12 protein-coding genes and 1 CRISPR repeat array (1 of these 13 running past the window's edge) are annotated in these 11089 nt (G+C 41.1%); of the genes, 7 read left to right on the plus strand and 5 right to left on the minus strand.

Annotation, left to right across the window (positions count from 1 at the left end; all coding sequences use genetic code 11):
- Nucleotides 1-15 precede the first annotated feature (15 nt).
- The 7 genes from LPQ35_RS02705 to LPQ35_RS02735 all read left to right on the plus strand — a co-directional run bounded on the left by LPQ35_RS02705 (nucleotide 16) and on the right by LPQ35_RS02735 (nucleotide 7569).
- Nucleotides 16-1758, plus strand: a complete 1743-nt coding sequence (locus tag LPQ35_RS02705; protein WP_193806135.1) for a hypothetical protein — start codon at nucleotides 16-18, stop codon at nucleotides 1756-1758.
- A complete protein-coding gene (locus tag LPQ35_RS02710; RefSeq protein ID WP_346297674.1) occupies nucleotides 1748-2062 on the plus strand; it encodes a hypothetical protein in 315 nt (104 codons plus the stop codon). The genes LPQ35_RS02705 and LPQ35_RS02710 overlap by 11 nt, the downstream gene beginning before the upstream one ends.
- Complete coding sequence (cas7i, locus tag LPQ35_RS02715) at nucleotides 2055-3218, plus strand: type I-B CRISPR-associated protein Cas7/Cst2/DevR (protein ID WP_193806130.1); 1164 nt, start codon at nucleotides 2055-2057, stop codon at nucleotides 3216-3218. The genes LPQ35_RS02710 and cas7i overlap by 8 nt, the downstream gene beginning before the upstream one ends.
- A gap of 6 nt (nucleotides 3219-3224) precedes the next feature.
- On the plus strand, nucleotides 3225-4079 hold the full coding sequence (gene cas5, locus LPQ35_RS02720) for a CRISPR-associated protein Cas5 (protein WP_193806128.1): 855 nt from the start codon (nucleotides 3225-3227) through the stop codon (nucleotides 4077-4079).
- Nucleotides 4079-6694, plus strand: a complete 2616-nt coding sequence (cas3, locus tag LPQ35_RS02725) for a CRISPR-associated helicase Cas3' (RefSeq protein ID WP_193806126.1) — start codon at nucleotides 4079-4081, stop codon at nucleotides 6692-6694. Before cas5 ends, cas3 begins: the two co-directional genes overlap by 1 nt.
- A gap of 208 nt (nucleotides 6695-6902) precedes the next feature.
- Nucleotides 6903-7127, plus strand: a complete 225-nt coding sequence (locus LPQ35_RS02730) for an AbrB/MazE/SpoVT family DNA-binding domain-containing protein (protein WP_193806123.1) — start codon at nucleotides 6903-6905, stop codon at nucleotides 7125-7127.
- Nucleotides 7128-7131: 4 nt separating this feature from the next.
- Nucleotides 7132-7569: a PIN domain-containing protein gene (locus LPQ35_RS02735; protein WP_193806121.1), complete on the plus strand. Its 438-nt coding sequence runs from the start codon at nucleotides 7132-7134 to the stop codon at nucleotides 7567-7569.
- A 329-nt stretch (nucleotides 7570-7898) separates the two neighbouring features.
- On the opposite strand, the gene LPQ35_RS02740 is transcribed toward LPQ35_RS02735, so the two are convergent.
- Genes LPQ35_RS02740 through cas4 form a run of 5 tightly spaced genes read right to left on the minus strand, consistent with a single transcriptional unit; the run spans nucleotide 7899 to nucleotide 10352 of the window.
- Entirely contained in the window at nucleotides 7899-8315 is a 417-nt protein-coding gene (locus LPQ35_RS02740; protein WP_193806118.1) for a PIN domain-containing protein, read from the minus strand.
- Nucleotides 8312-8551 (minus strand): AbrB/MazE/SpoVT family DNA-binding domain-containing protein, encoded by a 240-nt coding sequence (locus LPQ35_RS02745; RefSeq protein ID WP_193806116.1) that lies wholly within the window; start codon nucleotides 8549-8551, stop codon nucleotides 8312-8314. The genes LPQ35_RS02740 and LPQ35_RS02745 overlap by 4 nt, the downstream gene beginning before the upstream one ends.
- Nucleotides 8552-8611: 60 nt before the next feature.
- Nucleotides 8612-8875 (minus strand): CRISPR-associated endonuclease Cas2, encoded by a 264-nt coding sequence (gene cas2 / locus LPQ35_RS02750; protein ID WP_193806114.1) that lies wholly within the window; start codon nucleotides 8873-8875, stop codon nucleotides 8612-8614.
- Nucleotide 8876: 1 nt separating this feature from the next.
- A complete protein-coding gene (gene cas1b / locus LPQ35_RS02755; protein ID WP_193806112.1) occupies nucleotides 8877-9845 on the minus strand; it encodes a type I-B CRISPR-associated endonuclease Cas1b in 969 nt (322 codons plus the stop codon).
- A 9-nt stretch (nucleotides 9846-9854) separates the two neighbouring features.
- Nucleotides 9855-10352, minus strand: a complete 498-nt coding sequence (gene cas4, locus LPQ35_RS02760) for a CRISPR-associated protein Cas4 (RefSeq protein WP_193806110.1) — start codon at nucleotides 10350-10352, stop codon at nucleotides 9855-9857.
- Nucleotides 10353-10827: 475 nt separating this feature from the next.
- Nucleotides 10828-11089: direct repeats of the CRISPR family, unit length 30 nt; unit sequence GTTGAAATCAGACCTTTAAGGGATTGAAAG; it runs 1311 nt beyond the window's last position.

An 11089-nucleotide genomic window follows, 5' to 3' on the forward strand; every position in this document is an offset into this window, starting at 1 on the left:
CTGGGGGTAATTGTAATGGGTGAATCAGAGACTGCGTGTCTGTCGAGCAGAGAAAATGGCAATACTATAGGGGAATTTGGCGAACTTCGGTTTACCGGCAACTGGTTCATTGATGCCGGGATACTGGGGTTTGTGAATTTGATGGAGGAGGTTTACGGGTGGGATTTGGAGGAGTTGCAAAGGAGAATTCGGGAGGAGCCAGAGGTTGTGTATTACGGATATTTTCCGTTTGCATATCTTTTTTACCATTCTAAAGTTAGGAGTGTATATCGGGAGATAACTAATACGAGAAAGACTATTCAAGATCTGAAGAAGAAAAGAAGTAATAGGCTGGAAGAATTATCAAAACTCTCAAAAAAAGAGAAGGGACTAAGTAAAAAGGAGATTAAAAAGATAGAAAAATTGGAAAGCGAGATTGAACTCATTGACAAGAATTTGGCAAAATTGGAGAGGCATATTTTGGATAATTTAAGGAAATTGGAAGCTGAAAAAACTAAATTGAAAAGCGATCTTTTCGAGTTGTTCAAAAAGAATCCTGATTTTTTTGATCAACCTGACAAGTTCAAGCCATCTATTGAAAAATTGATAGAAGGGTTTGACCTTAATTTGCCAGCAGACCATAGAAACTTTTTCTTATATAACCCTAAAAAAGACCTACATACTTCTTATGTTTACTTGAAACTGTTGCTCCAAGAAAGATTCGATGAACTATATCATTTTGTCGCCAAGTTGAGTAGCAAAAAGAAAAAGGAAGGGTTGAGTTACGAAATCTATCCAGATTCAACGATAAATCCGTTTTTATATTCTCCAGGTGAATTTCCAAATTTAGGTTACACTATGCCATCAAGCATAAAGGACATTAAACACGGCTTAAAATTGCGAATTCCTGTTTATCTTCTGTTACTTTCCTTTTCAAATGCATTTACCACGATATCTGGCAGATATATTATGTTTTACGTTAATGAAATTTGGATGGCGTATGCCATTAATAAAAGGATTAAAAAGTACATCGAAAAATTGGGTGAAAACATATCTATCTTTAAGGTTACGTGGATGTCAATAATTGATGAATTGGTAGAATGTAAAGCACAATTTTCTCTTGAGAATATGTATTTAATCGAATTTGGCGGTATAGACAACCAGAAATTAACTGATGTGGAATTTATTGGCATACCTAAATTGCAAGCGTATTTACTGCTTGATGACTATATCAGAGAATCGTTTAATGTTTATTTGAGCGTAAACGACGGCGACAAGCAAGTATGGGTCTTGGAGGAATTCATTAAAGGTAGACCTCTTTATCCACTTATCTTGAGGCATGTCGAACATTGCTTAACCAATAATCTTAGAGTAAATTACAGAACATCTGTGTATGCTTTGTGCATAGATGCAAAAATTCGGGAACACCAAAGCACAAGCGAGCTTTTCGGCGAGAGTTTCTTGACAAACTACCGGCAAATCTTGTGGGATGTTAAAGACGCTTACAGGTCTATTGGTGGATATGTTCAGACGGTAAGGCAGATTTTGGGTAAAGACGATTGCTTACAACTCATTGCGGCAATTAGAAAGGGCAATAAAGTTTCATTTGTGAATTATGTTCTTAAAAAGTTTTTAGAAAAATCCCACCGTAATGTGGGCTTTATCTTCCGAAACATTGTGAATAACGACATTTCTTGGGAAAATTACGCTTTAAGTTTGGTTGTTGGCGTTTTAGGGGGTGTGAGTGAAAATGACTCAGGAGAAAATTATGAAGAATGAACCTATGTATGATTTAGAACTGGAAGAGCTTATAAGAAGTGTTAGGACAGTATTTAACAGCGTCTCACAAAACTACAGGCAAAAATTGATCTATAAACTGTTAAACGCAATAAAAACAGGAGACAGAAATGAATTTTACTGGAATGTTGCAAGAGCTCTGAATGCTAATATTGACAATCCAGCGGTTTCAAAAGTTTCTGGAATTATTTCAAGGCTTGCTATTTTAAGTGCAAAAGACTTTGAAAAAGTAGCGCATGCTGTAATTTTCGGAATCATGTCTGCAGGGGGTGGGAAAAATGAGTAAATTTTTGGTTTTGGATGTGGTATTCTATGGCGGATCTCTGAACTATGATCAGGGAAGCGGAAATTATCAGGAGTTGAAGAAGGTAACCAAGTGGGATGGTAAGCAGTACACATTGGTAAGCAGATATGCTTTGAGATACAGTATTTTGGAGACTGCAAAAAGAATGGGTCTTTGGAAAACTGCGGATGCAGATAATTTACAAAAGGCTGGCGATGGAAATAAAACCGTTATTCAACCGTCAACTGAGCTTCTTCTAACCGGTAAAATACTAAATTATCCAGAGTTCGATCTCTTTGGATATTTGATAACTTCAACGAGTCCTCAGAATTTTAGAGAAGCTCCAGTAAAAATAAGTCATGCAATATCCATGACTCCATTTGCCTATGATGTTTTGTTTAATGCCAACATTGGATTGGCAAATAGAATGCGGGAGAAATACGGTGAAATGACTCCGAATCCTTTTACTTCAGAAGAACATCAGACCTTTTATCAGTACTCTATTGTGATAGATGTAGATAGGATCGGTGAAATTGAGGTATATTTGCAGAAAAGGGGAGAAATAGGTTTAACTGATGAAAAAGAGAAATGGAAAGTGGACACAGTCCAAAAATCAGAAAACGGTATTGAGATCAAATTAAGGACCAAGAAGGGTGAAAAAGTACTATCACAGGTCAAAGAATGTAGTTCAGACATTGTTGAATTAGAAAAGGTGTATCTTTTGAGATATCGCCTTAATGATGGCAAAGTCGTGAAAGACCGGATTATCCAGTTGATCAAAACGATATTGAACTTAAAAAGGAGCATAAAGGGGAGAGAAGAAGATTTGACACCAAAACTACTCATAGTTGGAATTTACAATAAACATCCATACAAAACATTCAGAGACAAGATATTGTTAAAAGATGAGTACACAGAGGAGAGCTATGATGAAATAATTGAGGAAGAGCAGGATGGGAAGAAAATAGTGAAGGTAAAACATGTAATTTCAAAAAGCAAAAAACCAGTATTTGAAATTGCTGGATTGGGCAACGCAGAATGCAAGGAACTCCAAGAAAACGACGTTTTGGATTTTGTTGAAAAGTTGTTCAATGGCGATGAGGAGTTAAGTGAAGTTAAGGTCTTCTATGATTCAGGGATTCAGGTAAAAAAGGCCTGAAGACCTATGTCAGAAAAAACGCTTTACATAGAGATATTTCAGCCATTTGCACAATACAGGAATCCATTTACTTTTTATTACGCTCAGAGCTACCCATTGCCACCGAAATCCACTCTTATCGGCATGCTACAAAATGCCACTAATGATTTCTATGGGCATAAGTTTGGCATTGAAAACTGGTGGAGTCTGAAAACCAGCATTCACGGTGGTTTTGAGACTGTATTTTGGAATTATCAACAGATGATAAAGGGGGAAATTGCTATAGGGGATGTTGGACTTATAAATAAGCATGACAGAAATCCCTTGGGCAAAACTTGGCATCCCTTATATCATTCAGCTATAACTGCGCAAAGAACTCCTGTATATCAGCAGGAATTGTTCAATGGACACATTCATGTGTTCCTCAGAGGAAATAAAGAGATTCTTGAAAAAATTGAGAGTTCCCTGAATGTACCTAACAAAGTGCTATATCTTGGAAGAAGCGAGGATGTTGTGTTTGTGAAAAAAGCAGAGTTCGTAGATGGAGTTGAAAATACTGCTAAAAAATCCCTCTGGCTGACCTATCCTACGTACATCCGAAAAGAAATCAGGCATGAGAATGGCGAGAGGAAAGAATTTCCAATGAAGAACCAGAAGTATCCCGTTTATTCAATACCCGTATGTGTTTTATTTCTGAATGATGGCACTCCTGTCAAAAACAAGGCGGAAATAACCAAAAAAACTGAGCGAAAGGTCAGCTTCGACACTGTGGTTTATACTGGATTCGATTATGTGGTAAAACTGAGTGAAAGCATAACCTATGAGGAGTTCCAGATCAATGGGAAGAAGTTCAGAATAATCTCTGAATTCGGGTGGTTGTGATGGTGAAGCTTTGGGAGCTGATCAGGGCAAAGTCTGAGGATGAAAAGCCACTGTTAACGGACCACATTCTCGAATCTCTCAAGAGAGTTGAAGAGTTGAAGAAATTCGTGGAGGCAAACAATCTTGAGATTAGGGATGCTGATAAATTCTTTGAATCACTTGCTCTCGCTGCTTCCCTCCACGATCTGGGTAAGATTAATTACAGATTCCAGAAAGATGTTTACAGAAAGGATGACTTTCCAGAAGACTTGGAAAAGTTCCTGAGAATTACGAGAGGAGTCAGAATGCGGCACGAGCTCCTTTCTGCGTTATGGTGCTGCCTGATGCTCCCGGAAAACGATGAGTGGACTAAAAAAATACGCACAGCAGTTTTGCTTCACCATTACAACGAGTTTTATGTTGGCGAGAAGGATCTGGCCGAGATCGTGTTTAACTATATGCAGGATGTGAAAGATTATCTGAACTTCATGGATGAGAACTGGGAAGAAATTGAACAGTTCCTGATGGAACTTTTTAATAACCTCTCAGAGGAGTTAAGCGACGAGTTGGTTAAAAAATCGCTCAAGAGAATTAAAATCTCAAAGGACAGAGTGCTTGAGCTGAAGCAGCTGATAGAGGAAAAAGGGGATTTAATTGTCTTTGCTGAATTCTATGAGATGGACAATGAAAACCCGAAACCGGAAGATTATAAGTTCATGGTTTTTCTGGGGTGCTTGCGCAGATGCGATTATTCGGCGAGTGGTGGGGTGGAAATAGAGGTTACGAAAAAGAAATTAATGAATATTCATGAGTCCGTTGTATCTAAGATTGTTGAAAGGATGGAGAGGGAAAACTGGGAGCGGTGGCAAATTGAGGCTTTGAAGAATGTGGGTGGCAATTCTGCGGTGCTAATCGCACCAACTGGATCGGGAAAGACGGAGTTTGCGCTGCTCTGGAGTGAAAAAACCGGTAAGAAAATTCTGTACACCCTGCCCCTGAGGGTAGCTCTGAATGACCTTTACAGGAGATTTCTAGAGTATGTTGGAACGCCAGATGGACACAATCTTGTTGCCCTGCTACATTCGACTGCATTTACCGAGTATCTCTCGGAGGAAAAACAGGTTGGGATGCCGCCAAATGTCGAAGAAAAAATGAACTCGTCAAAGCTACTGTCTGCTCCAGTTACTCTTTCAACCCCTGACCAGGTATTTCTTGCTTCGCTAAACTATTACGGCTCCGACAAGGTGGTTTCGGTATTTCCTCATACTGCGGTGATACTGGATGAAATCCAGAATTACAATCCGGAAATGGCAGCCATACTCCTGAAAACGTTAAAAATTGTGGAGGATCTCGGTGGAAGCATTCTCGTTATGACAGCCACACTACCACCATATTTTGAACCGTTTTTTGGATACTCCGATTTAAACAAGTTTAATCTGAATGAAAAGCAAAGGAAAACTATTGAAAGATTTAGGTTGAGGAGTTTAAGGCAGATTGACACTTCTAAATTCAGAGACATAGTGAAAAATTACAATATTACGAGACACAGGGTTAAAGTTTTGGATAATCCTCTCTTAAGATATTCCGAGAATGGAGGAATATCGTTAGTCCCTGATGAACTCAGTAAGCTGATTAACAATATCTTCGATTCGGGCAAAAAGAGCATTTTTGTCGTTCTAAACAATGTCAGTAAAGCCATAGCTGTTTACAAAGAGCTGGAAAAGGACAGAGACTCAGTCTATCTGCTACACTCAAGAATTGTTGAGAATGAAAAATCAGCGAGAATAAAACTGATTAATGACGATTTGAAAGCTGGAAAAAATGTTATTGTCGTTTCAACACAGATAATCGAAGCTTCCGTGGATCTGGATTTTGATGCCATGATAACAGAACTCTCTCCAATAGACAGCCAGATACAGAGGTGGGGGAGAGTTTGGAGAAATCGTGAGGGGGAAGAATATGAGGATGAATCTCCAAACATTTACGTGTTTAAAACTGAGAGCAAATCGGGAGATTTCGACAAGGGGACAAGAGCAGTTTACAGTGGAGAGGTGAATAAAATTCTGCTTCACGAGACACTTGAGGTTTTAAGGAAACACGAGAATGGGTTACTGGACTATGGGCTTGAACGGAAGATGATAGAAGAGATATTTAACAAAGCTGCTGATGGAAAAACCATAACTGAAATGTATATTGAAGAAGTGGTCAGAAATCTTGAGTTTCTTGATTATTTCTATGTTGAAAAGAAGTATCAAGCCCAAAAACTTTTCAGAAACATAGCTGGATTCCAAGTCGTGATTCCGAAGATTATGGAGCAGTATGGCGATGAACAGGACAGAAAGCTTGCAGGGATTGTAGAGAGGAGCGAGGATTTGACATGGGATAAGATTTCTGAGCAAACCGGGATTCCGGATAAATGGGCAATTAAGGACAGGCTCTACAGATTCTCCATCAACGTTCCGTTTTACTATTTCGAACGGCTTTACAGCATGAACAGGCTGGGAAAGTTCAAGGGATACTATGTTTTAGACTTGAAGAAAGACGAAATTGAGCTGATTCACGAATACGGGCTTGATGAACTTATGGCTAAGCTGAATACCGAGCCTGAAGAGGTGTTAATTGGAATATACTCATGACATTTATTATATTTTGCTCTAATTTCTGAAAAAAAGGTATTGAAAACTTCTATACTGCTATCGCTTCTTAAAGGGAGAGCCGAATGCATGTACTGGATTTGCAGATATCCATACAGCTACGAAACCGGGTTTGATCGTAAAAGGGATACAGATGAAGCATACATAATCTGAGGTAAAACTTAAAAGTAAAACATTCCTACCATAAAGTATGCTAACAAGCAAACTCAGCAAAAAAGGACAGGTTGTAATCCCAAAAGAGATAAGAGAAAAGCTGAGGATCAAGCCGGGAGATGTTGTTGTTTTCAGGGAAGAGGGTGGTAGAGTATACATCGAGACCGTTGGTGAGAAGCTCACGGAGATTCTGAAAGCTGGAAAGCCTGTTGGGGAAAGCAGTGTTGAATTCCAGAGAAGGCTGAGAGATGAATGGGAGTGATTTGATGGAACCGAACGGGAAAAAGCTCAGGGTGTGTCTCGATACGAACGTATTCATTGCGGTGAAGAATCGTGAGGAGAGGCATGAGTTTTGCGAGCTGATACTGGATCACGGTGAAACCGGAGCATTTGAGGTTGTTGTTCCTTCTGTTGTTGTTGCAGAGGTTCTGGTGGGTTTTTACAGAAATGGTGAAGAGATAGGAGCGAAGAGATTTTTAGACCATGTTGTTGCTAAATACAGGCTGAGAGAGCTTAATGCTGAAATTGCAGACCTGGCTGCGAGAATCAGGGCTGGAGGATTGAAGCTTCCCGATGCCATAGTGGTCGCAACGGCTATTCTCAGCAAGTCCATCCTTATAACCGGGGACAAAGGAATCAAACATGACGAACTGAAAATTCTAACTCCTGAGGAGTTTGTTGAAATTTACTTGAGCGGGAAGTAATCCTCAAGTCCTATCAGAATTCCCTTATGTGCCTCACGAAATCCAGGCTTTGCATTCTCAATCAGCTCGTCATCTATTCTGACACTTATTGATGCCCATATTTGTATTGCTGTATTGTATGTGTTCCTATTTTACCGCATGGAGTGTTGGGAGAACTTCAATCACGGAATCTGGCGAATCGCTACTGCTCACCCTTCAAAATTTCCCTCAGCCTTCTGCCCCTCTCAATAGCCCTGAGTTTCTCTTCGTAACTTTCGTGGCAGCCTATTCTGTCTCACCGGAATTTTTTACTGCCGACACTCGGTAGGAATTTTTCTGCGATTCTCTCGTCAAATCTCTGTCTCCTTTATAAAATCTTCCACACTCACGACTCTGTCAGAGATCTCTGGGATTCTTCTGAAGTGCTTCAGGTTGTTGGTCACAAGGATATCTCCTTTTTTATGTATGAATGTTGCAGCAATGACTGAATCCTCAAAATCCACGGGCATGCCGTTTGAGACCAAATACGCGTTTATTTTACCTGTAATTTCCGCTATTTTCATATCCAGAGGGACCACTTCGAATAGTGAAAAGAGCCTTCTCGCCTTGCTTGTCGCGGCTTTTCTATCTGTTCTCAAATGGGTTCCGGTAAATATCTCAGCAGCAACGACAGAGCTAATAAACACATCGTGATGGATGAAGTGCCTGATGTTGACTTTTCCGCGCTCTATCTCTACTATCACACTTGTATCTAAGCTAACCTTCATGGAATTACACCGAGTTCCCTTAATCTGTCTCTCGAATCTTTTCTCATTTTATTCATAGTTTCCTCAAAATCTCTTGGGAGGAAGTCTGTTATCTCCTCCATCTCAATTTTCCTTATCACGACCTTGTCTCCCTCCACAGTGACATCTACTCTATCTCCCTCTTTTATTCCAACCTTTTCTCGAACTTCTTTTGGTATGGTTATCTGGGAATTTCTCGTGACCTTTACTATTGCCATAACAGTTAATTTATCGCTGTGGTGAAATATATAATTTACTAAGCTATGATAGTAATTCAGTCAGATCACCTCATCCATGCTGCTCTTCTCCACACCAATAACCTCCCTCTTCATCGCATCAGCACTCCTCAGCCTGTAAATCACGATCATGTCCTCGTCCTCATCTATTATCTTTTTCAGCCCCATCCTTATCTCCTCGAGGTCTGCGGGAGTAACCTCTCCCTCGAAAAGCGAGTTCTGAACCCAGTTTAAGTGCTGCCTGAGAAACTTCTTCACCCTGTTCACCCTGTCCACGTTCACGTCGTAGGCTACGATCACGTACATTCTACCACCACATCACGAACGGCCTGTATTTTTCGGCGTTGAGAACATGCTTGACGAGTTTGTAACACTCCAGCCTCATCAATCTCTGATAGGAAACACTCCTTTTCAGCTTCCTGTGCTTCACCGTCTTTTCAAGCCTCTCGTTGAACGCTTTGACGAACTTCTTTCTGCCGTTCTCGTTCAGCAGGACTCCATTGAAGCGGTCGTCGAAGTCGCCCTCTGTCACAACCTTCCTGTTGACAAGGTTGAATATCAGCCTGTCCACTATCACGGGTTTGAACAGCTCAGCTATGTCCAGCGCGAGGCTGAACCTCCTCTCTAAGGGTTCGTGCAGGAAGCTTATCGCCGGGTGGAGCTGGGTGTGGTAGATTTCGGATAGAACGGCAGAATACAGCAGCGAGTTGCCGAAGCTGATCATCGCATTAACCTCATTCTCAGGAGGCTGCCTGCTCCTCCTCTCGAACTTCATCTCCTGCAGGATGGAATCGAATTTCGAGTAGTAGGCGCTCCTTGCCGTGGCCTCTGCACCCATAACCTCGTCGATCCCTTCGGCATCGGCAAGGGTCTGCAGTGCAGAGATAACCTCGCTGTCATCCTCTCCACTCTTTCTCAGCACCCTTGCCATGTTCATTATGCTCCCTTCGACAAAGGCCCTGGCAAGGTAGAGCCTTTTCCCGTCGTCGAGGTAATGCTCCGCCTGCCTCACCACAACCTCTCCGGAGACGAGACTTTTCCTCGGGTAAAACGATCCCTCGTAAATGCCGTACCTGTTGAAGAAGTGGACGCATATTCCTTCTTTTGCCAGATACGAGAGTGCCCTGGATGTGACGGTCAGGGAACCGAGGGCGTAGATGGCGTATATTGCACTGATGGGGATAGGCCTTCTTCCCTCCTCATTTTCGAAGTAGATCGTGTTTTCCCTCCTCTTGAGCTTTCCGTCCGAAACTATGTAGAAATTCTTCTTCCTCATCTCAACCCCTCACGTGAAGCAGAACTCGAAATAGGCGCATTTTCTGCAGTGGGGCCTGTACTCTGGATCGGGCATTTCGCCCTCAACAATACTGGGAATCTCCTCCAGAACTCTCTCGATCTCTCTGACCGCATTCCCATCCAGCACGACATCCACGCTTTTCTTCTGTTTCGGAAAGCTCAGCTTTCCAACGGCCTTTATTCCAAATCTCGACAGGTAGTAGAGGTAGTAGAGAAGCTGATAGTGGCTGGCCTTCTCGAATGCCCTGCTCTTCTTAACCTCCCGTATCTCAACCACGTCACCCTTCCTTACGGCATCAATCGCTATCGGGCCAATCCTGACCTCCTTTTCATCCCTGTCAAAAACGCTCCTGTGGATGAGCTTTCCGAGCTTCACCGCATCGCTCTCCCTTTCCATGCTCACATTGTGACTGAAGAGCCAGAGCTTTGTTTTGCAGACAAAGTAGTAGTTCACCTGCACACCTCTGATGTACATCTCGTCTATCATTTAATCAGAATGGCTTTTGAAAAATAAAAGATTTTTCAAACTTGAATTTTCAAGTGCAGTTTAATGAGTTGATGATGCTGTAGGATTTATTTTTTCAACTCTGCTATCAGTCTTTCCCTGAGGATTTTCCCCTGTTTTCAATTTACTCTTTTTCTACCCCTCCACTTCCGGAATGGGGCCATCTGGTGACGTCGCAAATCTTTTAATCCATCATTTTTATAGTAAAACCTTTTAATTTTCACTTCCTTCTTTCCAGAATTCGGGCCAGATTATTTTTATCTCCCTTCTCTCCCCAGACAGAATTAATCAGTTTCAGAATAGAACCTTCTAAATAACCCGAATTCAAAAACAAACCCATGAATAAAAGTCGCATGACGTTATAAATGACCTGCATCACTGGGGGTTCGCTGCAGTATTTAAATGAAAGAAGCGAGAAGAAAGCTTTTTAAAGGAATTTGGGGGAATATTACCGGAGGTTGAAATCAGACCTTTAAGGGATTGAAAGATTACCTACATCCACAACAAAATATACTTTTTTAGGGAGTTGAAATCAGACCTTTAAGGGATTGAAAGTTATGAAAGGTTAAGTATATATTTAATTTGAACAAATATGTTGAAATCAGACCTTTAAGGGATTGAAAGGATAACGCTCGATATGATCACTAATGAGAAATTGAAGTTGAAATCAGACCTTTAAGGGATTGAAAGGCGATATTGAAATCTCGTTCAGCGAGAGC

Origin of the sequence: Geoglobus acetivorans, from assembly GCF_039641995.1 — an archaeon.
Taxonomy (GTDB): domain Archaea; phylum Halobacteriota; class Archaeoglobi; order Archaeoglobales; family Archaeoglobaceae; genus Geoglobus; species Geoglobus acetivorans.